The organism is Priestia sp. MDV22-iso46 (assembly GCF_058629175.1).
On the sequence record NZ_JBZVWT010000007.1, the window covers coordinates 73051 to 99027 of the forward strand.

28 protein-coding genes, 1 pseudogene and 1 riboswitch are annotated in these 25977 nt (G+C 38.2%); of the genes and pseudogenes, 8 read left to right on the top strand and 21 right to left on the bottom strand.

Features of this window, described 5'->3' with window-relative positions; all coding sequences use genetic code 11:
• Positions 1-12: 12 nt before the first annotated feature.
• From essB to AC4NPH_RS24645, 10 genes are all read right to left on the bottom strand, one after another.
• On the bottom strand, positions 13-1317 hold the full coding sequence (gene essB, locus AC4NPH_RS24600) for a type VII secretion protein EssB (RefSeq protein WP_098197381.1): 1305 nt from the start codon (positions 1315-1317) through the stop codon (positions 13-15).
• 14 nt (positions 1318-1331) lie between these two features.
• On the bottom strand, positions 1332-1571 hold the full coding sequence (yukD, locus tag AC4NPH_RS24605; RefSeq protein ID WP_013055106.1) for an ESX secretion system protein YukD: 240 nt from the start codon (positions 1569-1571) through the stop codon (positions 1332-1334).
• 93 nt (positions 1572-1664) lie between these two features.
• Positions 1665-1958, bottom strand: coding sequence for a WXG100 family type VII secretion target (locus AC4NPH_RS24610; protein WP_013055105.1), 294 nt, complete (start codon positions 1956-1958; stop codon positions 1665-1667).
• A 372-nt stretch (positions 1959-2330) separates the two neighbouring features.
• A complete protein-coding gene (locus tag AC4NPH_RS24615; RefSeq protein WP_013055104.1) occupies positions 2331-2723 on the bottom strand; it encodes an SseB family protein in 393 nt (130 codons plus the stop codon).
• A gap of 61 nt (positions 2724-2784) precedes the next feature.
• Entirely contained in the window at positions 2785-3384 is a 600-nt protein-coding gene (locus AC4NPH_RS24620; RefSeq protein WP_013055103.1) for a WXG100 family type VII secretion target, read from the bottom strand.
• 109 nt (positions 3385-3493) lie between these two features.
• On the bottom strand, positions 3494-3811 hold the full coding sequence (locus tag AC4NPH_RS24625; RefSeq protein WP_013055102.1) for a hypothetical protein: 318 nt from the start codon (positions 3809-3811) through the stop codon (positions 3494-3496).
• A 252-nt stretch (positions 3812-4063) separates the two neighbouring features.
• Entirely contained in the window at positions 4064-5269 is a 1206-nt protein-coding gene (locus AC4NPH_RS24630; protein ID WP_013055101.1) for a DEAD/DEAH box helicase, read from the bottom strand.
• Between the two features lie 370 nt (positions 5270-5639).
• On the bottom strand, positions 5640-6947 hold the full coding sequence (locus AC4NPH_RS24635) for an ATP-binding protein (protein ID WP_234015017.1): 1308 nt from the start codon (positions 6945-6947) through the stop codon (positions 5640-5642).
• Positions 6948-7027: 80 nt separating this feature from the next.
• Complete coding sequence (locus tag AC4NPH_RS24640; protein WP_013055099.1) at positions 7028-7780, bottom strand: STAS domain-containing protein; 753 nt, start codon at positions 7778-7780, stop codon at positions 7028-7030.
• Entirely contained in the window at positions 7767-8426 is a 660-nt protein-coding gene (locus tag AC4NPH_RS24645) for a cobalamin B12-binding domain-containing protein (protein WP_098197382.1), read from the bottom strand. The genes AC4NPH_RS24640 and AC4NPH_RS24645 overlap by 14 nt, the downstream gene beginning before the upstream one ends.
• Before the next feature lie 179 nt (positions 8427-8605).
• Between AC4NPH_RS24645 and AC4NPH_RS24650 the strand changes: the two genes are divergently transcribed.
• The gene (locus AC4NPH_RS24650; protein ID WP_349816864.1) at positions 8606-8701 is read left to right on the top strand and encodes a hypothetical protein; all 96 of its coding nucleotides are present in this window, start codon (positions 8606-8608) and stop codon (positions 8699-8701) included.
• A 241-nt stretch (positions 8702-8942) separates the two neighbouring features.
• Here the strand turns inward: AC4NPH_RS24650 and AC4NPH_RS24655 are convergent.
• The 3 genes and pseudogenes from AC4NPH_RS24655 to corA all read right to left on the bottom strand — a co-directional run.
• Positions 8943-9308: pseudogene (locus AC4NPH_RS24655) on the bottom strand (response regulator); the annotation flags it as partial.
• Positions 9268-10854 (bottom strand): DcuS/MalK family sensor histidine kinase, encoded by a 1587-nt coding sequence (gene dcuS / locus AC4NPH_RS24660; RefSeq protein ID WP_013055096.1) that lies wholly within the window; start codon positions 10852-10854, stop codon positions 9268-9270. The gene dcuS and the pseudogene AC4NPH_RS24655, both read right to left, overlap by 41 nt.
• Positions 10855-11008: 154 nt before the next feature.
• Positions 11009-11974 carry a magnesium/cobalt transporter CorA gene (gene corA / locus AC4NPH_RS24665; protein WP_013055095.1) on the bottom strand — a complete coding sequence of 322 codons (966 nt, stop codon included), beginning with the start codon at positions 11972-11974 and terminating at the stop codon, positions 11009-11011.
• Between the two features lie 151 nt (positions 11975-12125).
• On the opposite strand from corA, the gene AC4NPH_RS24670 reads away from it, so the two are divergent.
• Complete coding sequence (locus AC4NPH_RS24670; RefSeq protein ID WP_098315302.1) at positions 12126-12581, top strand: ferritin-like domain-containing protein; 456 nt, start codon at positions 12126-12128, stop codon at positions 12579-12581.
• Between the two features lie 54 nt (positions 12582-12635).
• On the opposite strand, the gene AC4NPH_RS24675 is transcribed toward AC4NPH_RS24670, so the two are convergent.
• Positions 12636-13802, bottom strand: a complete 1167-nt coding sequence (locus AC4NPH_RS24675; RefSeq protein ID WP_098197383.1) for a M20 family metallopeptidase — start codon at positions 13800-13802, stop codon at positions 12636-12638.
• A 143-nt stretch (positions 13803-13945) separates the two neighbouring features.
• Between AC4NPH_RS24675 and AC4NPH_RS24680 the strand changes: the two genes are divergently transcribed.
• Positions 13946-15001 carry an aromatic acid exporter family protein gene (locus AC4NPH_RS24680; protein ID WP_098315301.1) on the top strand — a complete coding sequence of 352 codons (1056 nt, stop codon included), beginning with the start codon at positions 13946-13948 and terminating at the stop codon, positions 14999-15001.
• Between the two features lie 32 nt (positions 15002-15033).
• Here AC4NPH_RS24680 and AC4NPH_RS24685 read toward each other — a convergent pair whose 3' ends face one another.
• The gene (locus tag AC4NPH_RS24685) at positions 15034-16488 is read right to left on the bottom strand and encodes an alanine/glycine:cation symporter family protein (RefSeq protein ID WP_013055091.1); all 1455 of its coding nucleotides are present in this window, start codon (positions 16486-16488) and stop codon (positions 15034-15036) included.
• A 254-nt stretch (positions 16489-16742) separates the two neighbouring features.
• On the opposite strand from AC4NPH_RS24685, the gene AC4NPH_RS24690 reads away from it, so the two are divergent.
• Complete coding sequence (locus AC4NPH_RS24690) at positions 16743-17495, top strand: lipase family protein (protein ID WP_035439339.1); 753 nt, start codon at positions 16743-16745, stop codon at positions 17493-17495.
• A 26-nt stretch (positions 17496-17521) separates the two neighbouring features.
• Here AC4NPH_RS24690 and AC4NPH_RS24695 read toward each other — a convergent pair whose 3' ends face one another.
• Complete coding sequence (locus AC4NPH_RS24695; protein ID WP_025601698.1) at positions 17522-18010, bottom strand: DinB family protein; 489 nt, start codon at positions 18008-18010, stop codon at positions 17522-17524.
• A 346-nt stretch (positions 18011-18356) separates the two neighbouring features.
• Between AC4NPH_RS24695 and AC4NPH_RS24700 the strand changes: the two genes are divergently transcribed.
• Positions 18357-18596 (top strand): hypothetical protein, encoded by a 240-nt coding sequence (locus AC4NPH_RS24700; protein ID WP_013055088.1) that lies wholly within the window; start codon positions 18357-18359, stop codon positions 18594-18596.
• A gap of 45 nt (positions 18597-18641) precedes the next feature.
• Here the strand turns inward: AC4NPH_RS24700 and AC4NPH_RS24705 are convergent, their stop codons facing one another.
• Entirely contained in the window at positions 18642-19166 is a 525-nt protein-coding gene (locus AC4NPH_RS24705; RefSeq protein WP_013055087.1) for a type 1 glutamine amidotransferase domain-containing protein, read from the bottom strand.
• A 305-nt stretch (positions 19167-19471) separates the two neighbouring features.
• Between AC4NPH_RS24705 and AC4NPH_RS24710 the strand changes: the two genes are divergently transcribed.
• Positions 19472-19894, top strand: coding sequence for a DoxX family protein (locus AC4NPH_RS24710; RefSeq protein WP_098197384.1), 423 nt, complete (start codon positions 19472-19474; stop codon positions 19892-19894).
• 69 nt (positions 19895-19963) lie between these two features.
• Here AC4NPH_RS24710 and AC4NPH_RS24715 read toward each other — a convergent pair whose 3' ends face one another.
• The 4 genes from AC4NPH_RS24715 to AC4NPH_RS24730 form a co-directional block, all read right to left on the bottom strand.
• Positions 19964-21127, bottom strand: coding sequence for a M20 family metallopeptidase (locus tag AC4NPH_RS24715; RefSeq protein ID WP_013055085.1), 1164 nt, complete (start codon positions 21125-21127; stop codon positions 19964-19966).
• Positions 21128-21356: 229 nt separating this feature from the next.
• Positions 21357-22154, bottom strand: a complete 798-nt coding sequence (locus AC4NPH_RS24720) for a HoxN/HupN/NixA family nickel/cobalt transporter (RefSeq protein WP_013055084.1) — start codon at positions 22152-22154, stop codon at positions 21357-21359.
• A 133-nt stretch (positions 22155-22287) separates the two neighbouring features.
• Positions 22288-22470, bottom strand: a riboswitch (cobalamin riboswitch).
• 105 nt (positions 22471-22575) lie between these two features.
• The gene (locus AC4NPH_RS24725) at positions 22576-22995 is read right to left on the bottom strand and encodes an organic hydroperoxide resistance protein (protein ID WP_013055083.1); all 420 of its coding nucleotides are present in this window, start codon (positions 22993-22995) and stop codon (positions 22576-22578) included.
• A 152-nt stretch (positions 22996-23147) separates the two neighbouring features.
• On the bottom strand, positions 23148-23741 hold the full coding sequence (locus AC4NPH_RS24730) for an undecaprenyl-diphosphatase (RefSeq protein WP_025752866.1): 594 nt from the start codon (positions 23739-23741) through the stop codon (positions 23148-23150).
• Positions 23742-23893: 152 nt separating this feature from the next.
• Here AC4NPH_RS24730 and AC4NPH_RS24735 point away from each other — a divergent pair, with 152 nt between their 5' ends.
• Together AC4NPH_RS24735 and AC4NPH_RS24740 are read left to right on the top strand one after the other, a co-directional pair.
• The gene (locus tag AC4NPH_RS24735) at positions 23894-24625 is read left to right on the top strand and encodes a response regulator transcription factor (protein ID WP_269150811.1); all 732 of its coding nucleotides are present in this window, start codon (positions 23894-23896) and stop codon (positions 24623-24625) included.
• A 3-nt stretch (positions 24626-24628) separates the two neighbouring features.
• Positions 24629-25975: a HAMP domain-containing sensor histidine kinase gene (locus AC4NPH_RS24740; RefSeq protein WP_053488227.1), complete on the top strand. Its 1347-nt coding sequence runs from the start codon at positions 24629-24631 to the stop codon at positions 25973-25975.
• The last annotated feature ends 2 nt before the right edge of the window (positions 25976-25977 follow it).

The following is a 25977-nucleotide window of genomic DNA, read 5'->3' on the forward strand; positions in this document are numbered from 1 at the left end:
ACAACTACCTCCCTACTTCGATTGGTCTTCCTGCTGTTTTTTCTGCTCTTCTTGTTTCTTTTTCTCGGCTTCTGCAACTTTCTGATCTTCTTCCTGCTGCTTGGCCGCCTGTGCCTCCTCAGCTTGTTTCTCTTCTTGCTGCTTGGCTGCTTCCGCTTCTTGCTGATCATTTTCTTTCTTAAATTCTTCAAGTTCGTTCGCTACTTTATCAAGCTCCTCTTGCTTTTTATCAGCCGCTAAATCGTTGTCTGTCTTTAGCTGACCTTCGTATTTCATTAGTGCATAGATAATTAATGAACGTTCTTCTAACAACCTGCTGACTTCTAGCGCTTTTTTGTTGTCTCCTCGGCCAATGTAAAACCAATAGGCAAAATACTGAGGATCTGACTGAAGCGTAATAGTCTTTAAAGCATTTGCTTTTTGCTCCTCCCCTAACTTTTCATTAACAAGATAGGAAGTTGCTATTTCGTATTGCACAATTTTAGGCATGCTTTCAATGTCATAATCTTCAAGTGTGTCGACTACTTTGCTGTAGTTTTTTTCAAGAAAGTATTCGTTGCTTTCTACAAATGCTTCTTGTTTCGGCTGAGCAAAAAAGTAAGAGTAAAAAGTATAAATAAGAGCTGGAATTAATAAGACAAGTATACCCACAGATGAAAACTTAAAAATAGTCCAGCGTTTTTGAGGAAGTTGAACGAGTGTCTTTTGATGCTTTTCAATTTGGGTTAGCTTATGCTTAACAAATTGACTCAACTCTTCCTCATTGCTGATATGCATTATTTTTTTAGCGTCTTCTTTTAATTGCAAGGTCTCATATAACTTAAAATACTGTTCAAATGTATGCGATGAGTCAACGGCCGCTGCTATCGTAGCCTTTAACTCTTGAAAGCTTTGTTCCTCGTTAGACTCATAAGGAGGTAAACTTTCTTTGACTCCATAATGTAAAAAAGCCGGACTTAAACTTTTATCAAAAATGATATTTTCTGGACAAATCAACAAATGCAGCCTTGAAAAAGAATGCTGCTTTACCTGTTTGATAAGCTGATCTGCAAACAGCCATTTTTGCTGTTCTTCTTTTCCTCTTAATGCTGTAAAAGGTTGAAATTCAGAAGTAGGCTTAATTGTTATTTTAAGTTCATCATCGCTCATCATGATTTCTTTTTGAAAAGCCGTGTTTACATCCTTTAACATTTCAATCTCAACAGAACGATTAAATCGAATTTTTTCTTTTTGAAAAATAAATGTATATTCATTATTATGACGTGTCATTACAGCTTCGAGCTGTTCTTCTAAGTAAGTCGGTTTCTTCTCTGACATTCTAATAGACTCCTTTAGAGAATTTCGATACAATCACCTGTGGTAATTCCGCAGTTAATCATCGTCTCATTTCCCGAGAAAATAAGATTTTTATTTGAAACACGTATCCACGCACCGTCCTTTGGTGATTGAGTAATCTTTTTAGCTTGCCAAACGATCTCGACTACTTTTTTGAGTGAATGATAGTTTGATAGTCGCAAATCGAACCGATCACCTGTATAGTGCTTTAAGTCTACTGTTACTTCTATATACATAGGGTTTCATCACCTCAAAACATAGAAAAAGCGCCTTCATCTTTTGAGAATAGGGCGCTCCTTTTATTACTTCACTTAGATTATTAGATGAAGTTAACCGCGGATTTGGCTAGCGATTTGGTTATCTGTATCTTCAAGAACATTTGCAGAGTCATCTAATTGCTTAGCAATCTTTGTAAGTAGGTTAGACATTTCAACGAAAGAAGGCTTTAATTCTTCGTATTGAGCAGCAAACGCTTCGCTTGAAGCACCTTCCCACATGTCTTGAAGTTGATTTTTCATTGTATCAAGACGGCTTACTAATTCTTGAACTTGACCGCTTTCGTTAGTATAACGACCTGCCATGTCGCGAAGCTCTGCTGGTGTTACGCGAATAATCCCTGACATACATATCTCTCCTTCGGTTTATATATTTACTATTATTGTAAGAAACTCTAGTGTTAAGGTCAAAGGTTACTTGCAAAAGCCTCCAAAAATGAGAATATGTATCTACAAATACCCCTAAAAAATGCAAATAAAACCTAAATAACCAAGATTTTGTTCTCATTTAAACCTTTTCCATCTGATCTATAGGTACCTATTTAAAGGAAAATAAAAACTATAAGACTATTAAATTACATTTTTGTTCATTATCTATAGAACTATTTACTAGTAATAAAAAAGCAGCAGCCTATTTAAGGCCCTGCCTCTTTATATATCTTCTATTTATTTAAGATTCAGACATGCTTTGAAAAAGCACATGCGCTTTTTATTTTTTGGCTACTGCTTAAAATAATTTTGATCTTCTTTTAACATCCTTATTTCTTCGGGGATGAATAATTTTGAGAGAGGCGTGTCAGGGTTAAGTAATATCGCTATTTCTTCATTTAATACAGGCAGCATATCCTTAAATGATACGCATACGGTCTTTTCATCTTTCAGCATCTGTTCAATCGGATATTTTGACGAAAAAACAGGTAAATATCGGTACGCTGCGCTTTTCATCGTCTGAACGTAGTGCTCTGCAATTAATATATCTGATGCTCCATGCTCTGAACTAACAACTAGCCATAAATTGCTATTCATTAAAGTTTTATAAAATTGAGCAATTTTCTTATTATCTTTCATTGCTTCAATTAATGATTTTTCTAATAAGTTAAATGTATATTTCATTGCCGAGACAACCCTGTAAGGAACTGTACCATTTCACTTCCAGCGCCATCATATACTTCATTCATTCTCTCTTCACTTCCTCTGTGCTGTCACTAAACATAATGTTTGAAGGATTCATTTCCTGACTTAAAATGCCCAACCCCATTTGAATAACGCCATAAGTAAAAAATTCCGTTCGACTGCATGTAGAACCATTCACTACTTTTTCTTCCCAAGACATAGAAAGCGAATTCCACATAACATTAAGAGTACCTAAAGGTTTTTCAATCGTTCTATGCATATTGTCATACGTATTCCATTCTTTTAAGTTCTTTATGTCATTCCACGTATCTTGTGAATGGGTGCTCCCATCGCTCCACACGCTCGACCAAAACTCCGTCCAGCCTGAAGAGCCTTCTAGCTCTCCATCTGCTTTTCTCATTTGTTCTGCAGTGTCTTTTACTAATAAATGTGCGTTTTCCGTTAGCGAATCAAGTTTGCGAATCATATGCTGTAACTCTTCCTGCAAGTCCAGCACTTTATCAATATCTGCAACAGACAAGAAATGTAGATTTGTAGCTTCCCAGCTTAGTTTTTGAAGTGCATCAGCCGTCTGTGAATGAGACTGCTGAATTCGCTCTGCAAATGTCTGCAGCACCTCTGGATTTACTTTTATCTCCATGTATGTCCGTCCCCCTATCTCTTGTAAGCCTTCAGTCATCATCCAAACATTTTTTAAGCCTATACGGAAAGACTCACTTTCTAAAGGAGTGAGTCGATAATGTTATTTATTACGCCGATGCTAACTCTCTTAATCGTGAAATTTCTAAGCGTAAAGTTTGAAACAATTCATCCCTTACGTCGTACAGATGAAAAGTAGATTGCGTAATATCATTATAAATATCCTCATATGAGCTCTTAGAACGCCCTGACCAATCTGACGCATATTGTTGGTGCGAATTTTGAAACAGATAGATACCCTCTTCAAGAAATTCCATGATACGTTGAACTTCATGTAAATATGATTCTAATTGATCTGCATCTCGACTATATTCTTTACTTTTTCTTCTTCGCTCTATGTCGTCAAAGAGATCATCAATTGCATCCATAAAATGTCCCCACGTCCTTCTTCCTCTTTTATTAGAAGTCTCTTAAAGTAATGTTAAAATAAGGTTACAAAAAACAAAATCCATCATTCAAACTATTTTCATACCTAGGAAAAAATATCTACATTTCTCTTTTTTTACTTATTTATACAGGTAAAATAGAGAAAATAAACAACGCCAGGCTGCTGTAATAAAGCAGTAGACGTTGCTTTTTAGGTTGTGACACTGCTGTTATAAAAAGGAATAATACCTAGTTTACATTCGACCTTTTTGTTTCTTTTTCTTGTTAAATGGCTTTTTTGAAGGTTTTTTAGCTGTACGGGACTGCTCTTTTGTTCCGTCATCCACGATTTCACCCATATAAAGTTCTTTTTTCACTAATGAAAGTTGAAGTTCACGTGCGATTTGTTTTAAATTTCGTTCTTCACGTTCAGTCACAAGAGAAATGACTGTACCTTCTGCTCCCGATCTGCCTGTTCTACCTGAGCGATGTACGTATTGATCTGCATCTTGAGGAACATCGATGTGAATTACATGCGTCAATCCCTTAATATCTAATCCTCTAGCTGCGACATCCGTTGCTAATAAGACAGGGAAATCTCCTTTTCGAAACCCTTTAATCGTCGTAGCACGATCTTCTTTTTTCGTTTCACTGTGTAAAGAGCCTGCTTCTACACGCTTAAATGTTAATTTCTCTTCAAACTCGATGAGAGTATCAATCCCTTTAAAAAAGGCTAAAGCTTTCATTTGTTCTTGACGAACTAGTTTTCTAAGCACGTCCACTTTATCTCTAGCTTCACTTTTGATGTATACATGCTCTACCTTCGAAGCTGGAAGTTCGTCTCTTCCTACCTCTATTTCAAGAGGATGGTTCATCATATCTTTCGCTAGCGATTTGGTACGTTCTGATACAGTAGCTGAGAAGACTAGGATTTGACGATCACTTAACGCCATTTTTACAATCTGTTGAACCGTTTGAAAATGCTCAGGTACAAACAATTGATCCGCCTCATCAATCACAATTGTTTTGACTTCGTGCATTTTTAATTTCTTCATTTTAATTAGCTCGTTCAAACGTCCTGGGGTACCAACAATGATATTAGGACGTTTTTTGAGTTTTTCTAATTGTCGTTTCATATTTGCTCCGCCAATAAACGCAGCACTTGAAATACCGCTTCCCTGCGACCAAGTTTGAATTTCACCGTGAATTTGCATAACTAATTCATGGGAAGATGCTAAAATAACTGCTTGAATATGAGATGGTCCCGGCTGAATGCGATGTAAGACAGGCAACAAATATGCCAGCGTCTTTCCTGTTCCCGTTGGGGATTCTCCTATTACATCTTTATTAGCTAAAATCTCTGAAATAGCTTTCGTTTGAATAGCAGTAGGCTCATTGAACCCTGCTTTTTTCCACGCCTCTTGTAAAAAAGGCTGTAAAGTCTCTATAAACTGACTCATATCTATCTCCTTTTCCATGCTTTTCTCGATATTATAAACGATTTTTTTCATTTCAATTAAACGAATGTATCAGTCGCCATGTGATGTGCGTTAATACTGACCTTAATTTCTATTTATAAATAAACCTTCCTTATCCCAAGGGACCCTGTCAATCCGTCAGTAGAAAAATCGGTTGTTGCCTTAACTTTTCTACATCAATAAACATAGCTTCAACTATGATACACTATTGCTTCTATAGAAAACAATATGATCCTCTTTATTATGAACGAAAACTTGTATAAGAAGGAGGTTTTATGTCCTATATGGATCCAGACGCAAAGGGCTCATCTGCTTACTGCCTCTTTTTCAAGAAAACAGCCGCCTCTCTGAACTACGAGAGGCGGCTGTTTCGTTCTATAATTGGCATATCAATAGTAACCGTTGTCCCTTTTCCTTTACCGCTTTTAAAATGCATGGTACCTTGATGACGCTCCATGATTTTGTAACACACGGCCAGCCCTAAGCCAGTGCCAGCTTCTTTTGTAGAATAAAACGGCGTTCCTACTTGTTCAATCCTCTCTTGACTCATTCCGATTCCATTGTCTTCAAAGTGAATCAATGCTCGTGTATCTTTTTCTTCAACTGTTATTGTAATATGGCCTTTCTCCATAATAGCTTCTACACCATTTTTAATCACATTGATGAACACTTGTTTCAACTGATTTGCATCAGCTGAAACATAAATAGGCCTTTTGGCTGTTTCTTTCAATAAAATAGAAACATTATTTAAATTGGCCTGCGCTTCCATTAGGGTAATAACTTGTTTTAAAATCTCGCATAAATTGGTCTTTTCAAAAGATACATGCTGCTTTTTTCCAAGAATGAGCATTTCACTGGAGATTAAGTTGATGCGGTCGATTTCAGACATCATAATATCTAAATATGTGTCATTTGTTTCCTTAGAGGCTTGCATAACCTGTACAAAGCCTTTTAAAGAAGTAAGCGGGTTTCTAATTTCATGTGCGACGGCACCTGCCATTTGTCCAATAACCGACATTTTTTCCGAGGTTATCATAAGCTCTTCATCTTGACGGTATGTAGTAATATCGCGTGCAATCATAAATACACCTACTACCTGCTTATGAACGATGATGGGAAGCAAAGAACACCTAAGCAACCGTCTTTCTCTCTTTCTATTGATCACATTCATTTCGAACTTAGCACCTTTTCCATTCAGCACTTCTTTAAAATACTCTTTACACATATCAAACTCTTCAGCTGCGATAAGAGCTGAAGGTTTCATCTTTTGTAATTCTTCACTGGAGTATCCAACGATTGCTTCACCTTCTGGATTAGCAAGAAGAACTTCACCCGTTTTACTTATTTCAAAAACGCCATCGGGATTATGTTTGAATAAAGATTGATAGTGCTGATTGCTCGTTTGAAGTTCGTGTTCTTTTACTACGAGCTCTTGCTGGGACTCCACTAGTTTATAAGCTCTCCTATATACCAATCCATACAAAATAATCCCCGTAGCTAAAATAAAAAACCAACCTTTGTATTGTTGAAAAAAAATATATACTTCAAAACGACCTTGCGCTAATGTTCTAGATATATTATCAGATATCAAGATCCATACAGCGCCAATAATGATATATATAATTGAAATTCTTAAAGCTACTTTACGCGCGTGTTTCACCAAATTTTAATCACCTGTTTATCAGTATTGATCCCCTGTCTTATTGTCTTTATATGAAGTGTTCACTTTTTGTAGTCATTTCATGCCGTTGTAAAAAATTGATGAATGACCTGACCTAAGTTACTAATAGATTTTACATTTGCTTGAAAATGATACTGGTGAAGCCATTGACTATGATCGGGTGTCACACCTGTTAAATAAATCTGTACACCCATTAGCTGAAATTCCCATATTAAATGTTCTAGGGCTGCAACACCTCGTTCATCAATTTGACCTATTCCATTAAAGTCAATGATAACTCGATCAACCGTTTCTTCATCTATTTGTCTGAGCAGCCGATGTTCATTTTTCATGATGACTTCCTCAAACAAATCGCCAAACAGAGGTATAAGCACCATGTTGTTCGATAAATGAATAAACGGTCCCGACAGTTCTATAACTCGGTTCATTGCTTTTTCTAATCGTTCTTTTTGCAGCAGCAGTTCTAAGTCTGTTTCAGATAAACGCGCTGTATGTTGTTCGATTTTTTCTGAAAGAATTCTAATTTGAGAATCTTCCTCTACACATATTACATGTGCCTTATCTTGCTCCCATTTGCAATTCACGGTATAAAGAGACATTTTAGCTTTGCGCGAATGCATGACTAATTCTGTTTTTATTTTTTTCTTCTGCCCTAATCGTTTTCTAGCTTTGTTCTGACTATCTTCGTCAACAATTTCTAAAAAATGTTGAACCTCTCCGAATAAAGCGGCTGCTTCATCAGATTGCGCTAGAATATTCATTTCCTCATCCATAATAAAAACAGGAAGCGGAGCATATTTAATAGTCGACAACCTTAATCCCCCTAATTGATTGATAATGAAAAAACTCTTTCAACTCCTCTAACTGTGCAATAAATCGAACTTGATTTGTTTGAACAAGAGGAAACTTATAGTTTGAAACTACTCGGCCTCCAACTAAAATAAGCGGCTGATGTTTTGTCTTTTGTAATCCTTCTATACATTCGCTTGCTTTTTCTATATGATGAGTTAAACTGAACGAGATTCCTACTAAATCAGGTTTCCATTGTTCAACAGCGTGCGTTGCATGTAAAAGCGGAGAATCTGCTCCTAAAAGTTTCGTCTGCCATCCGTGCTCTTCAAAGAGAATGGAAATCATTTTTAAACCTAAAAAATGCTGTTCATTTTCTATGCACAAAAACAGACCTTTTTTTTCATTTTTAATAACTTCTTGTCTTATACACAATTGATAGCGTGACAAAACATAGTCACAGGTAGTAGTAGCTAAATGTTCATCAGCCACTGAAATTTCATCTTCTTCCCACATCATACCGATTTGAGCCATTGACACTGAAATGAATTGCTGAAAAATATAAAATGTATCGAAACCCTGCTGTCTTTTTTTCCACACAATATTCCAAGCTTCATCTTGATTCCCTGATAACAGTAATTCAGTCAAGCGTTCTATGCTTTCAATCAAGAAACCACCTCTTTTTCATTCCTTTGTTATTATCAACCATACCACTTAACTCACCCGCACTCTACAGTAAAATATTCTCACACTGACAAAATAGCACCGGACGTCTCTGACAGGTCAATCTCTTTATTTTTCAAAGTCAACGAGGTAGTGATGCAGCAAGTGACGGTTTTGTTCATTGTATAAGTACGCATACACAGGTCGTCCTATTGTGCCGTAAGTCATTCTTTCTCCAAGAAGACCTATATCTGTTAGAAATTTTAAATATTTCCGAATAGACACTCTTGAAATTCCCGTTTTTTCAGCTACATCATCAGTCGAAAAAGGGTGATCTTTAAGATGCTCAATGGCTTCTACGATAACTTCTAATGTTCCTGTCGTTAAACCCTTAGGCAACGGCTCTACCGGAGCTTCTTTTATTTTTTTATTAGACAGCAGCCCGTCTAATTCCTGTTGATTAAGCTGAGGTTGCTGTTTTAACGTACGAAATGTTTGTTTGTAAGCCGAAAGTGCTTGATAAAAGCGTTCAAATGTAAAAGGCTTAATCAAATAATCAATCGCTCCGTAGCGTAGAGCTTGCTGAATCGTTTGGGCATCCGAAGCAGCGGTGATAAAAATGACATCTATTTCCTCTTGTTTTGTTCGAATCTCTTGTAAAACTTTCAAACCATTTTGTCCAGGCATAAAGACATCAAGCAGCACTAAATCAACTTGATATTCATTTACCTTCACCAAGGCTTCATGACCCGAATGAGCAACAGCGACCACTGTAAACCCCTCTATCTCTTCAATGTACTTTTGATTAAACTGAGCAACCATTGGGTCGTCTTCAACAATTAATACTTTAATCAACTTGATCTCTCCTTGTTTCGTACGGAATATCAATATAGAATGTGGTACCGCTATTTATAAATGAGTCAATGACGATTTGGCCACCTAGTTCATCAATCGTTTGCTTCACTAAATGCAGCCCAAACCCTCTGCTCGTGCCTTTTGTAGAAAAGCCTTTCTTGAAAATCTGATTCATTGTATCGGAAGGAATGCCGCAGCCTGTATCCGTGACTTGAATCGTAAGTTTATTGTTTTTATACACAAGCATAACGGACACTTTTTTAGAGGCTTGATGACAAACTGAATCAATTGCATTATCAATTAAATTTCCAATAATGGTAATGAGATGATGAGTAACTTGTGGATCTGAAGGTTCTGGAATAACTTCATCAGCGGAAAACGTCAGTTCTACGCTTTCCTCTCTAGCATAACTCATTTTGCCCATGAGGAACCCTGCCAACGCATGATCTTTAATAGATTTAGTCACTGAACTAGATTCATCGACACGGTGATTAACAAGCTGATGAATATACGTTTTTAGCTCATCATAATAATTCATCTGCACCATTCCTAAAATCACATGAAGTTTATTCATAAATTCATGCGATTGTGCTCGAAGCGCTTCCACATACATTTTAACACCTGTTAGCTGTTCTGCTAAGATATTAACTTCTGTTTTATCCCGAAACGTAGAAAGTGCCCCTACAATCTCTTCGTTTACTACTAGCGGAACCCTATTAACCACAATGGCTACTCCATTTATGACTTGCTCTTCATCGTAATGAGATTCCCCCGTAGACAAAACGTCGTCCAACCTGGAGGTGGGCATATATTCTCGAATAGACAAACCGATTGGCTCTGGTGCTAACCCTGCTTTAACAAATAAGCGGCGTGCAGAACGATTAGCAAGTGTAATATTACCTTCTTTATCAACAGCTATCACTCCTTCACGAACCGACTGCAGCATGATGCTTCTCTCTTCTAGAATTTTAGCAATTTCAGAAGGTTCCAAGCCAAATAAAATTTTCTTTATGTAATTCGCTAATAAAATAGCACCAAGAACGCCTACAAGTAAACCAATTAATGAACCTAAAACAATTCGACGATGCCCATCTCTAATTGCTTCATTTACATTATTCAAAGAAATCCCCACAGCTACTGCGCCAATTTGTTGATTTTTTTCATTATAAATAGGTGCAAAAGCGCGCAGAGATTTATCGAGCGTTCCTTTTGATACAGATACATAAGATTTTCCGTGCAATGATTTTTGCTCATCGCCTCCGGCAAACCTCTTTCCTATCTTTTTAGGATCTGGGTGAGATTGCCGAATTCCATTCATATCCATAACAACGATAAACAAGACGCTTGATTTTTTACGAATTCGTTTAGTGAATTCTTGAATTGACTGAGGTGTTTTTGTTTCTAGTCCTTCTTTCACGTTCGTTGATTCTGAAATAATCGTAGCAATAGTCCGAGCTTTTTCAGCCTGTTGATCTCGAATATTTTTTCCAATTGAACTGCTAACTAATAAATCCGTTAACAATAGCGATAGAATCACCACCATGCATACAAGCAGCACCGTGATGCTTCGCAGCCCCATTCTTCCGTGTTTCACATTCTTCCCTCGCTTCCCTGCTTTTCTTGTTTATAGCACAAGAAAAAGATCTTATCTAGAGTCAGATAAGATCTTCGCTTATTTAATTTCAGTTTTACTGAGTTGATTAACATTTATACAGGAAGGTTAACAATCTACTTTATAGTTTAGGTCCTTTTCGATATTTGAACCATCCCATTTTATAAAAGGCAAAGACCATTACGCCTACAAGCCCAATCATAATGCCAAGTACAATAAAATAATTATATTTCCCCGTCAGTTCCGGCATATATGAAAAGTTCATGCCATAGAGACCAGCAATAAACGTCAACGGTAAGAAAATAGCTGACATAAGCGTTAGCGTAAACATAATTGAATTCATACGATCCGAGTTAATGGACATAAAGCTTTCTCGAATATCATTTGACAAATCCCTGCTCGCCTGCATAATTTCAATCATATTTAATAAGTGGTCATAAATATCATTAAAATAGCGAACCTGCTCTTTTGCTTTTAACGCATTAGTTGACATAATACGATACATTAAATCTCTCATGGGGTTTAAAATGCGGCGCATTCGTGACAAATCACTTCGGATGTCATAAAGCTGCCTCATTAATTCATCCATAGGTTCGTCTTTTGCATTGTCTTCAATGTCGTCTATGTGATCTTCAAATTTATAAAGCACAGGGAAGTATTCGTCAACGGTATGATCTAAGAGTTCATACATGATATCCCATGTTCCATCTTCGGTAGCCTCAGGGTCTTTTTTGATAAGCTCCCACACCCTAGCCACGCTCGTTAGCTTATCCATATGGTAAGTGACTAAAAAGTTATCCCCTACAAACGCAGATACTTCTAAGTGCTCAAGCTCTTCTTTATGAAGGGCATAATAGACTAAAAAATAATGCTCATCATACAGCTCAAATTTAGCGCGCTGACCTTGATTTAAACAGTCCTCAACTGCTAAAGGATGAAAATTAAATTGTTCAAGCTGCTTTTTTTCTTCCTCGGTGGGATTGTAAAAATCAACCCAATACCATTGAAAGTCATGGCTTGAACGAATCTCATTCATTTCTATTTCTTTAATAGCTCCTTCTTTGGTTTTAGCTACAATTTTAATCATAAGATAACCTCTGTCTTTTTTGATACTATTCTCTGCACATACCCTTTTTACCATTTTGTTAAACTTTTTTCTTTTAATGTACGCCTTTTCTCGTCTATACATACGATGATGGTGACGACAAGAGAACAAAACGGTGAGGAGGTATATCCATATGTATGAATTTTACTCCCGGCATGAAGAATATTGGGAAGATGATACAAGACTAGACGAACAGCTTCTAAGAGATATAAACAAAGCTGTAAGCGATGAGTTTTCCGCTATTCACTACTATACACGCTTAGCAGAACTGGCTCCTAATAATCAGTTTCAACAAGCTATATTAGGTATTCGGCAGGGTGAAATTAAACACTTTGACTGGTTTTCTAAAGCCTATTATGATTTATCAGGCAGCTACCCACAGATTTCATTAAACATAAAACTGCCAAATACTTTTCAAGAAGGGGTCTCTGAATCCATTAAAGATGAAGTAGAAACCGTTCCATTTTATCAATCAATCGCTAGAAGAATCACAAATGCTCGAATTCAAAGCCGCATTGTTCGAGCTGCGAGCGATGAACAGCGCCACGGTCAAATTTTCCAAACCATTCAGTCCCGCTTCTCATACTAAATAATACGCTTGCAATCGCAAGCGTATTATTTGGTATGGTTTTATCATTATCTCTTACTTTGTAGCATTAAATTCTTCTTTGATTTTTTGGAACAGCGTTTGATTTGTTAATACGTCATACCCTGTTAATGCCATTGTTTGTGCCCCAAGTATCATTGCTTCTCTTCCTTGCTCACTTAAAGCTGCTTCTCTAAATTCGTGCGTATGACAAACAAAATAATCATCACAAATTTGAATATACGGATGAATAGCCGGAACAACCTGACTTACATTCCCCATATCTAAAGATCCATGATCGCCTTGGTCTTCCGTAATGCTTTGTTCGCTCACGCCTAATGAGATGAGATTATTTGTATAGACATCGGATAATGTTTGATTCGTTTGCATATCATCATAAGAAAACTCATAGTTTGAGATTTTTAATTTTGTTCCCGTGGCTAGAGCAGCGCCGTTTGCACATGCCTTCACCTTCTCTGTCACTTCATCTACATATGCACGAGTTGAAGCGCGGACATAAAATTGTGCTACTGCATAATCCGGTACAACGTTGGCCGCCTTGCCTCCCTCTGTAATCACTCCATGAATGCGTACATCCGGCTTCACGTGCTGGCGAAGCGCATTAATGCTGTTGAACGTTTGTAATACGCCGTCTAACGCGTTGATTCCTTCATGAGGAGCAGCAGCTGCGTGCGCGGATTTTCCGAAGAACTCAAATTGAATGGCATCCATCGCAAGAGAACGTCCGCTTTTTTGGTGGCAGTAATAAGGGTGTACCATCATAGCTACGTCTAAATGATTAAAAATGCCTTGCTCGGCCATCGTTACTTTGCCGCCTCGTGTTTCCTCTGCAGGCGTTCCATATACGTATACTTTACCGCCTGTTTCTGCAACTGCTTTACTAAGACCAATACCAGCTGCAATCGACATGGTTCCAATTAAGTTATGTCCGCATGCATGTCCGAGATCCGGCAAAGCATCGTACTCAGCCATAAACCCAATCGACGGACCTGGCTTTTGACTGTCATAAACAGCAGTAAAAGCCGTTGGCAAGTCACATGTACCAATTTCAACTGTGAACCCTTGTTCTTTTAAAACATCCGTTAATGCTTTGCACGCTTTGAATTCTTCGTGACCAAGCTCAGGATTTTGCCCAATATATTTGCTTACCTCATAAAATGTATCCTGTAAGTTATTAATTTTTTCATTTATTAATTGTTTCATTAGTTGTACTCCTCTTTTAAATATTTAAACAAATTATAGTATATTTATTCGTTTTTTAAAAGCTGGTTTTTAAGACGGGTTTTCCTATCACCTTAATATGCCTTATAATTAAATTACTAACTGTTTTAAAGAAGGTATGCATAATGATTAACATAAAAAAATTCAATTTTTTAGGCGGTCGTATTATTAAAACAGGCATTGCCGTTTTTTTAACTGCGCTCATTTGCCAGTCCATTGGCTGGCCGTATATGCTCGCTGTTATTACAGCTATTGTTACGATTGAACCAACAGCTGCCGATTCTATTAAAAAAGCTTTCATCCGCTTTCCTGCTTCAGCAATCGGAGCTGCTTTTGCCATGCTTTACACATTTCTATTAGGAGTGACGCCGCTTACCTATATGCTTGTTGCTGTTTCTACTATTATATCCTGTTCTAAATTGCGTTTGCATGCAGGAACACTCGTTGCCACGCTAACAGGGGTGGCTATGCTGACGATTGTGCACGATCATTATTTCATCTCGTTTTTAATTCGGTTAGCGACCACCAGTATTGGGCTGCTTACTTCTTCACTTGTGAATATCATCGTTCTTCCTCCTAATTATACACCGATTATTACGAGGAAAATTCAAAATCTCTCAAAACAAATGAGCAGCGTTTTACAGCAAAGAGGAAGCGAACTTTCCCAAGTACATGCTTGTCATAAACAAACAAAGCTTCAATTTCACCAGCTTTCCGCTGAAATTGAAAAAATTGAGACGCTTTGTGAGTATCAGCGAAAAGAATGGAAGTTTCATCATTTCACTCGTACAGCTATGAGAAAATTCCACTATGAATATAAGAAACTTTCTCTTATGAGGCAGCTTGTCTACCATATTGGTAATTTAATTTACTTGCCTGCTCATCAGCTGCAAAGTGCAAGACATCAAGTAATATGGGATACATTCACTTCCTTTCATAATGTCTTACAAAATGAACAATATAAAAGCTCTTTGCAGCATCAAACGCTTGTTTTGACTTTAAAACAAAGGTTTTGGGCACATAAGCAGGAGGAAAACAGAGGGGATCACCCTTTTTCAACAGAAACAACAATGCTTTACGAACTGCTTGCAATTCACCATCTGCTTGAAGAACTACACCGTATTCATTGTTTGAAGGATCGATATAACTTAAATAACTCATCTGTCTCACTTTCTTCATAAAAAAATCCTCACATATGTGAGGATTTTCTTGTTTACGAAACTTGTGACTCATCTTTCTTATATTCTTTCTCCCAGTAGTCTGCATTTTTAATTCCCAGCTTAACAGGATCAAATACAGGGTCTACCCCTTGTTTTTTCTGAGCTTCATAGTCTTTTAATGCAACTAACGCAGGCTTAGCTAAAATTAAGATAGCAATTAAATTTAGCCATACCATGATACCAAGCCCGACATCTCCTAACGCCCAAGCTAGTGATGCTTGTTTAACTGAGCCGTAGAACGTAGCTCCTAGAAGGACAAGCTTTAATGCAAACATAGCCCACTTTCCGTTCTTTCCGCGAGTTAGGTAAGCAATATTTGTTTCAGCAATGTAATAATAAGCCATGATCGTTGTAAACGCGAAAAAGAATAGGGCAACTGCCACGAAGCCAGCTCCGAACCCCGGCAACACTGTTTCAATAGCAGCTTGTGTAAATCCAGGTCCTGCTTCTACACCCGGTAGATTTGAAATAATAAATGAACCGCCTGGTCCTTCCGTATTGTACATGCCTGTAAATAAAATCATAAACGCTGTCGCTGAACAAACGAACAGTGTATCAATATAAACCGAAAAAGCTTGTACAAGACCTTGTTTCACTGGGTGTGAAACTTCTGCTGCAGCTGCTGCGTGTGCACCTGTTCCTTGCCCTGCTTCGTTTGAATAAATACCGCGCTTAACTCCCCAAGAAACAGCTAAACCAACGATTCCTCCAAAAGCAGAATCTAATGCAAAAGCACTTTTAAAAATAAGAGCGATAACTCCCGGCAACTCGGAAATGTTCATGGCAATAATAATAAGAGCTAAAATAATATACCCAAGTGCCATAAAAGGTACAACGAATTGGGCCACTCCTGCAATACGCTTAACGCCTCCAAAGATAATAAAAGCAAGAATAATAACTAATCCTACTGCTGTAACCGTTGGACTAACGCCAAATGCGTTGTCGATGCCAAGCGCGATGGAGTTAGACTGAACGCCCGGCATTAAGATACTCATTGCAACAAGTGCTGCAATAGCAAATAAAATGCCATACCATTTCATACCTGTTCCTTTTTCAATGTAGTACGCTGGACCACCTCGATATTGGCCATCTTGTTTAACTTTATAAATTTGAGCAAGTGTTGATTCGATGAATGCACTAGAAGCACCAATAAAAGCAACTGCCCACATCCAAAATACAGCTCCTGGACCTCCAAAAGCGATAGCTGTTGCAACTCCAGCAATGTTTCCTGTTCCGACTCGTCCCGACAGCGCTAAAGACAGGGCTTGGAAGGAAGAAACTCCTGCTTCTGAGCTTTTACCCTGAAACATCAGCATAACCATGTCTTTTAAGTGTCTTACCTGCAAAAACCTCGTTAAAATTGAGAAAAACAGGCCGATCGCAAGACACCCATAAATAACAGGTGTGCTCCATAGCACATTATTCAAACTCGTTACAAATTGCTCCAAACGATAACCCCCTTATTTTTCATTCAGACTATTTTAAATTATAAGTTAAATTATAAATTTTAATAATAAAACTCTAAATTAAAACTCGTTTTTAGTTAAAATACACAAAAAAACTTATAAAATCCTCAAAAACATCCAACGATAAACCGTTTACATTCCGTAATTATCGCTTTCAAAAGAGAGATATCTGCACCTTTCTTATCAGGAACACATAGGCTGTAGGAGTTATTTTCTATTAGAAGGTGTGAAAAACAATGATGAGAATAGAGCCTTTATTTTATCGTCCTTTAGCTCTAGACCTTCTTTATGCGTGCGTCTTAGCTTATAAGCAATACGCACAGGGAGGCACATTTGATGTACCTGAAGGCTACCGACTTATTAAATCGTTTAAAGCTTCTGCCGTAGGGGTGCAAGAATGGTTTGGTTTTATTTTAGAATCTGATGACTCTATCGTAATTGCCTTTCGAGGAACTCAATCTGAGGCAGACTGGATTGCTGATGCTCGCATTAGGCAGCGCCCTTATCCATACAATCAACAAGCCGGTCTCGTCCACGAAGGTTTTTTAGCCGTTTACGAATCATGCCGTGATGAAATTTTTGAAACGTATCAGTCCCTTGCCCCCAAGCCACTTTATATAACGGGGCATAGCCTAGGTGGCGCACTCGCTGTTCTTCATGCCTTAGATGTCGCCACAAACGCATCTTTTCCAGAAGTTACAATGTACAACTACGGAGCTCCTCGAGTAGGTGATCCTCAATTCGTTCAAACATACACAAATCTTGTTTCAAATAGCCGCTGTTTTGTTAACACGACGGATACGGTTCCTAAAATCCCGCCGAAGCGCCTTTATTCCCCTTCCACCAAGCAAACAATTTATTACGATCAGGATCCTCTGCAACTCTCGTTTACGATTCAAACAGGCTCTACCGTAGGGAACCATAATCCCCAAACATACAGTGTTGGTATTTGGATGATGTCGGACTATCCTATTTTGGTCCAAAAATAAAAAAACAGGCGGACTGCCTGTTTTTTTTATGCACCAATTGCTGCTTTGATTTCTTCTATTTGTTCTTGATGACGCTTTTCATGATAGCCAATAAAATCAATCCACTGCTTTAAATCCATTAACCCAAACACAGGGTGTGGAAATGATTTTTGCTTTAGCTTGTCTTCACTTGCTGTTTCTTCTAGCTCTATTAAAGCCGCTCTTGATTCTGCCAGCTTACTCTTCATTTCTTCTAATGTCTGCTTTTCATTAGAAGGCGTAACTTGAGCCGGTGCATCTACTTTCCGTGAACGGTCTACCGCTAAATGAAACGGCTTATCTTCAGTCGGCTGATCCACACCGTTTTCTAACTGATCCTTTACACGTGAAACAATCATGCGCTCCATCAAATATAAATGTTCTAATACTTGCATAACGCTCCATGTATTAGATGCTGGCTGTTGATTTAATTGTTCATATGTTAATGATTCTACACTGCTCAATACGTCATTTCGAAACTGTTCATTTTTATTCATATTTAATCCTCCTCTAGGATTCCTCTAGCTTATCGTATCAAAAAACTCTTCTATATAAAAAGGATATCCCTTTACTTAACCATGTTTTAGCTGCAATTGTTTCACGTGAAAAAATCATATTTTCTATTTGACATAGATCAACTGAGGTGTTATATTTAGATTTCTGGCTTTTCTTTAAGAGCTGGACATAGTGAAAGTAACTTGAAAGGATGTATCGTACAATGCAAGGTAAAAATACTGGCATTCGACACATGTCTTTGAACAAAACTTATTCACACTGGATCGGCTTCGGAGCCGTAAGGATGCAAGAGAGGTAGGGCTTGCGTCGTTTAGGTTAATCGATCATGTGGAAAAACAAACCGCGGCAATGGATGAAATCCATGCAAGCACAATCAATGCTAATTGTGCCCTAACAACAACGAAACATACAAAAACCGTAATCATGGATTTTATAAAGAAAGTAATCATTTTGTTTTTACACTTGCAAAAGCAAGTTACTGATAAGAAACACGAACAAAAGCGAGCAGATGCATCTGCTCGCTTTTTTAATGATGGTTTTTTATTTACTTTATCATTTCTTTTTTAGCGGATCTTACAAAAAAGCCGAAACCACACTGGTTTCGGCTTTCTCTTATTGCTCTGCTAGTACATCAGCAAATGCTTTTGCATAAGGAGGAAGGTCTGGCGGACGGCGGCTTGAGATGATGTGACCGTCGATTACGACTGCTTCATCATGCCAAATAGCTCCCGCATTTTCCATATCATCTTTGATTCCTGGCGTACTTGTTACGTTTCGACCATCTAAGATTTTTGCAGAGATTAATACCCATCCTGCATGGCAGATTTGGCCGATTGGCTTTTGCTGTTCATCCATATGACGAACCATTTCAATTACTTCAGGGTAGCGGCGCAGTTTATCCGGCGCCCAGCCTCCAGGTACTAAAATAGCGTCATATTCAGCTGGATCAACATCTTTAAAAGCGTAGTCCGATACGGCTGGAACACCGTATTTCCCCATGTACGTTTCGTTTGCTTTTTCTCCAACTAAATGTACTTCTGCTCCTTCTTCTCGAAGACGCATCACTGGATACCATAGTTCTAGATCTTCAAAGTCTGCACTAACAAGCGCAATAACTCTTTTATTTTCTAAACGCATCGTAACACCTCCGCCATCAGTATAGCATGTTGGAGAATAAGATTGAAAATAAGGGACTAACTTGTACATAATTAAAGGATTTTTCAAGTGCTCTTCAGAAAATTTTTGTATGCCAAATGGTCTAATTTTATATTTTCACTTGACTGGGGACAAACATCACACTACAATGTGTAGTGTGATGTTCATAATGTTGTAAAATTATCCAAATAAGAAAGACTTTCTGATTTAATTACTACATTTCTTTTTTCGGGCTTTTACACTACATAATGTAGTGTTTTTCAAATACACTTAAAGGAGGAAGTAAAGTGAATAAAAACTTCGAAATTGGTTCACTTATTATTCGTTTAGTATTAGGTTTTACATTTTTAGTACACGGCTTTCAAAAATGGCAAGGCGGGATTGAAAATACAGTAGGGTTCTTCGATAGCTTAGGAATCCCTGGTTTCATGGCATATATTGTTGCAACCATTGAACTTGTAGGTGGGGTTCTTATTATTCTTGGCCTAGCAACAAGAGTTGTATCTGCTTTATTTGTGGCAGTTATGCTTGGCGCCATTTTTACAGCCAAGCTTAAAAGCGGATTTGTTGGCGGGTTTGAGTTTGATATTGCCTTAATTGCCATGTCTGCTCACTTATTTCTTGCAGGAAGCCAGTTCCTTGCTCTTGATGCAGTGGTATTCAAAAAGAAAGAAACTGCCTTTTCTCTTCAAGAAGAAAGCAGTAAATAAAAAAAGAAAGCTTATACTCTCCCAATATAAGCTTTCAGATTAGTCCCCGCCGTTTAAGGCGGGCTTTTTTTATATTTGCAGCAGCAAATTGGCAAATAAAGAAGAACGCTCGGACAACGTATCAATTTGAATATGTTCATATTCCGCATGTATTCCTTTTCCGCATGCTCCTAATCCATCCAACGTGGGAACACCAATGGCCGCTGTAAAATTGCCATCACTTCCGCCGCCCACAGCTGCTTCTTCCAGTTTCATACCCAGTTTGGCCGCGATTGATTGAGCACATTCAAATAGCTCTTCCGTTTGTTTAGACTTGACCATCGGAGGACGATTCATTCCTCCCGTTACTTCGAGCTTAATCCCTTTTAAAATGGGTGTTAAATTCAAAATAATATCCGTCATGCGTTTTGCTTCTTCTTCTGTAGAAACACGTAAATCCACGTGCGCTTCTGCATATTCCGGCACTACATTTGTACCGCTGCCTCCCGTAAATGTCCCAACGTTCACCGTTGTACCTTTTTCATAATCTGTTAAACCCTGCAAGAAAATCACTTGGCGCGCCAGCTCTTCAATCGCATTGATTCCTTCTTTGTGGTGATTACCCGCGTGTGCTGCTCGTCCCCATGCTTTTACGGTGAAAATTCCCGCTCCTTTGCGCGACGTTTTTAACGCGCCTGAACCCGCCACCGCCGGTTCCGCTACTAGCACTGCTTCACTTCTTTGTGCTTCTTCTTCAATGTATTTTTTAGAAGAAATTGACCCAATCTCTTCATCCGAATTGCAGAAAAACACAATTTTTTTATCGAGCGATAAGCCAAGCTCTTGAATCGCTTTAATCGCCCATATAGATTGCACAATGCCGCCTTTCATGTCTAAAATTCCCGGACCGTACAGCTTGTTTCCCTCTGTTCTTAGACTCAGCCTTCCCTTTTCCCATACCGTGTCAAAGTGACCGATAATTAAAAGCTGCTTTTCTCCTTCTCCAATCGTAAATTTCAAATGGTTTCCTACTTCTTTTTCTTCTATGATTTCGTATCCTACCCCTAACCGTTTATGAAACAGCTGCGTTAAATACATTCCACACTGATCTACTAACTCTTTACTGTAGGACGGTGATTCTTTTTTCACAAATCCAACTAAATCTTCAAGCATCTCTTGTTCGTGTTCTTTTAAATAACTAAACACGCTTTGTTCTACCATTACCTGACTCAAATCAATTCCTCCTCCAAACAACCCCTGCTGCTTGCATTAAATGCTTTTATTTATCGTACGTATAACTATGTTCTACGTTTCACATAACGACCTTAAATTATCCTTAATTATAATGGTTTTCAGACAATTTTCCATCCTTTAAATACAGATAATACTTTAACTTATTCATAACCGACCGAAAATAGCCATAAACTTCAACAAATTCATACAAAAAAGCTTCAATCTTCAACAGATTAAAGCTTTCGTTTGACTAATTGACATTTATTTTAATATTTTTCCCTTTTGACTTCACACTCACAAAAACAAACATAGACACTAAAAAAATAAACAGAATAACGCCAACCATTTCAAAGTTTACTTCGGCCCATGGGTTAAAGAAAGTGAATGCTAAATAGAATGACACACCATACGCGAGGACAACAATAACCCAGCCCATCAAGCGGGAAGCAGATTGTCCAAATTTACTCGATTCATTCACCATTTTATGTACAATCATCGAATCGATTGTATCTGTAAGCATCATACCAAACATAAACACTAGTCCTAACAAAAGCGGCGTATACTTGCCTGCGTTCCCTACAGCTAGAGACCACACGGCCGTTTGACTGACCGTTTCGGCTGCTAAAGCGAACAATGCTCCTACAAGAATAATTAAAAAAGGATTCGTTGTTCCTTTTGCGATTTTCGGAATAAACTTTCCTTTTAACCCGCTCAGCTGAAACTCTTCCTCTTTATTTTTGGTTCGAAGCAAATGATACGTGTTTAATGTCCCGATTAGAAAGAGAGAGATGATGGATACCCAAGATGCAAAATGATCGAAATACGATGGAAACGTAAAATTCTTCATCACCACGCCCAGCACTCCGGCCGTGACGGCCACCATTCCTCCGTGACCTAGTGAAAACAGCGTTCCGACCCAAGGGGCAAAACGGCTGCCCATTCGCCAATTATATCGAGTCTGGCCATCAATAAAAGCTAAGTGATCTGCATCCAATCCGTGCCTGATTCCTAATAAAAAGACAAGTAAAAAAACTGATAAACCTTCCATTTCCTACACTCCTTTTTTAAAAATAAAACGTAAAAAAGCCTCAATTCTATAGAAATTGAGGATGTGTCGGCATATGAAAATAAACAGCAATTGCTCACTGCGTACCTTGATACACCGCCTCTTTCCTAGAAGAGTCAAGTGTACAGAATAGGTAGGTCTCCTGGCTTGAGATCATCATTTTCTACCGCCTTCCCCGTTTTGAGTGACGATAAGATAGAAAACTCCCTGCTTACAGTGGCTGGACCGCTCGAGATTTGCACTCGATTCCCTGTTACCTCTTACGCTATGTAAGAGCACCTAAACTGTGCGAATGATTCATTTTCTTCCTCATTATACTAGTACTTCTTACAAATGAATAGAGAAAATTCAAATAAAAAAGCCCTGCTAAGCTTTACATGCTTAGCAGGGCTTTTTAAAGCAATTAAACTACTTCTACCGTTACGTCTACGTTACCGCTGATTGCTTTTGAATACGGGCAGTATGAGTGAGCTAGGTCTACATATTTTTTCGCTGTTTCTAAATCTAAGCCTTCGATATGAGCTTCAAGCGCTACTCCAATTTTCACTCCTTGATCAGCTTTATCAGGAAGCAGCTGAACAGTAGCTTTTACTTCACTGCTTTTGATTTCTACGTTATGTTTTTTCAACATAAATTCTAACGCGCTGTTGAAACAAGCACTGTATCCAGCTGCAAACAGCTGCTCTGGGTTTGTTGCTGTTGTTGCTTCTCCACCAAGCGCTGGAGGTGTTGCAACGTCTAAGTTAAAGATGTTATCTAAAGAGTGAACTTCTCCTGTTCTTCCACCTGTGTTAACGACTGTTGTTTCATATAAAGCTTTCATGTATAAACCTCTCCTCTTTTTCGTTAATTTTATTAAAAGTTTTTTATTTATCGTTTCTGTAATTTAATTGTACACAATTTAATTTTAAAAAACAAGTATTAAATGCATTAAAAATTTCCCAATAAAAAAAGCCGCGTATTTGCGACTTTTTCTTAATAATATTGAGACTGTTCGTCATAAGCTGATTTTCGAAAAATAGACAAGTTGGTAATAGCCCTCATCAGTTTCGTATTAAAAATAACATAATGAATAAACAGCGCCAGCACGCAGCCTAAAACGGCTCCTGTTAACACATCGAATGGATAATGAACGCCAACCCATACGCGTGAAAAGGCAATGAGTACGCCCATGACAACCCACATGCGCCCTGAACGTTTGAAATGCAACCAAATGGTAAAAGTGATAACTAATGCAGATGTAGCATGATCGCTTGGAAATGAAGAATTTGCGGCGTGATCAATAAGCTGATTCACGTGGTGAGAGATAAACGGACGATCTCGATAAGCAAATAAACTAATCACTTTATTGATAATGACTCCTGTGGCACAAGCACATAAAGCTTGAAATGCTACAACACGGCTGCCGTTTTTATTAATAAGTAAAAACAAGCCGAGTAAAACGATAAGTACATACTGGGCATAATCTGCAAAGAATACCATCAGCGAATCTACAAACTTCACATGCGAAGCGTACTGATTCACCGCATGGAAAATGGTATAATCTACTGAATTAATAGCTGATAACATAATCGAAATCCTTTCTTATTTTTAAATGCCATTAGCTATCTTATCAGTTTCTGAAGAAAATGAACATTATTTCTCGGGCTATTGATGATATATTTAGTAAATAACTATTGATTTCCTTACCATTTATACATCCCGAATCTGTCCGTGCTATAATGTACGCAACTATACATAGACACAAGGGGGAATTTTTGTTGAGTAAAGGCAGAATTTTAATTGTAGAAGATGAGCGCAAAATTGCTCGTTTAATTCAGCTCGAGCTTGAACATGAAGGGTACGAAACGGGCATGGCTTACACTGGAACAGAAGGATTGGCAGAGTTTCAAGAACACGATTGGGATTTGCTGCTTTTAGATGTGATGCTTCCTGAACTGAGCGGACTCGAAGTACTTCGTCGCATTCGAGCAAATGATGATCAAACGCCCGTTATCTTATTAACAGCTCGAGACGCCCTTCCTGATAAGGTAAGCGGACTAGATTTAGGAGCGAACGACTACATTACAAAGCCTTTTCAAATTGAAGAGCTTTTTGCACGCATTCGCGTATGGCTTCGCCATCCTGCATCAACATCGCCTGCTGAACAAGAAACGGCCACTCTTCAACTAGGCAATTTAGTCGTTAACGAAAAAACGCGAGAAGTCACGCGTGAAAATGAAGCTATTGAGCTGACTCCTAAAGAATATGATTTGCTTGTCTATATGCTTCAAAACAACAATCAAGTGCTGAGCTTTGAACAGCTTCTTACAAACGTGTGGGGATTCGATTACTACGGAGACACCAATATTGTATACGTATACATTCGTTATCTGCGCAAAAAGATTGATGCACCATTTTCAACTCCTTACATTCAAACAGTGCGCGGCGTTGGCTACATGCTGAAGGAGTAGCTTATGAAACTACAAACAAAGATTATTCTTACATCAACTGCACTGCTTTTTATTTTACTAGTAATTGCAAACAGTTCGATTTACTTCATTTTCAAGAAGACCATGGAAGACAACGCAATTGAACGTTTGCAAGCAGAAACAAGCAATGTAACAAATGGGCTAAAGCAAACGAGTGCGACGGTTAAACAAGCCAATTTGCTTCGTGCCTATTTGCCTCCTAACGGGATGATTCGTATTTTACCTAAATCCGGCAGTCCTTTAGTTGTATCCGTTACGGATCAAACGAAAGAGCTTCAGGACTTACCTTATTCCTATTATTCAAATGAACAAACAAGCATCAAAGAAGATGATGGTCATCTATACGCGATTTCACACACCCCTGTCATTTGGACGAACGGTGAAGTTGTTTCTTTGGAAGTCACGGAACAACTGGCAGATGTGGAACAATCTCTGCAGACATTAAAATTTATCTTGCTCATTGCCTCTCTTGTTATATTAATTCCAACTATATTTGCCGGACGGCTTTTAAGTAAAATTATTTTGCGGCCTATTAAATCTCTTATTCATACTATGGAAGAAATTCAAGTGTCTCGCACATTCAAAAAAATTGACCTCTCTTCTCCTTCTAAAGATGAGTTAGATCAAATGGCCAACACCTTCAATAATATGATGGATTTATTAGAGGAAAACTATAAAAAGCAAGAGCAGTTCGTATCCGATGCTTCTCATGAATTAAAAACACCCCTGACCGTTGTAGAAAGCTATGCCAATATGCTAAAACGCTGGGGAATGAAGCGGCCGGATATTTTAGAAGAAGCCATCGAAGCTATTCACTCTGAGTCTTTACGCATGAAACAGCTTACGTCTCAAATGCTGGTGCTTGCGAAAGATGAGTCGCAGTGGGAGCTTCACATGGAACACGTAGATGCGGCGGCCGTCTGTAACCAAACAATCAAGCATCTAGAACAAGCCTTTGAACGAACCATTTATTTAAATATAAAAACGGATCATCCCGTCGTAACAGCGGATGAAAAACGCTTAAAGCAGCTGCTGTACATCCTCTTAGATAATGCCATTAAATATAGTGAAAAAGCGGTAGAGGTAACCATAACAAGAAGCAAAAGCTTTATGATTACGGTCACAGATCAAGGAATTGGTATTCCAAAAGAAGACTTATCAAACGTGTATGAACGCTTTTTTCGCGTAGATAAAGCAAGAAATCGAGAAACCGGTGGTTCTGGACTTGGATTATCCATTGCTCGAAAGATTGTAGAAGCTCATAGCGGGCGTATTGAGATTAACAGCCAAGAAGGAAAAGGGACATCAGTAACGGTTTCCTTTCCTCTTTGATT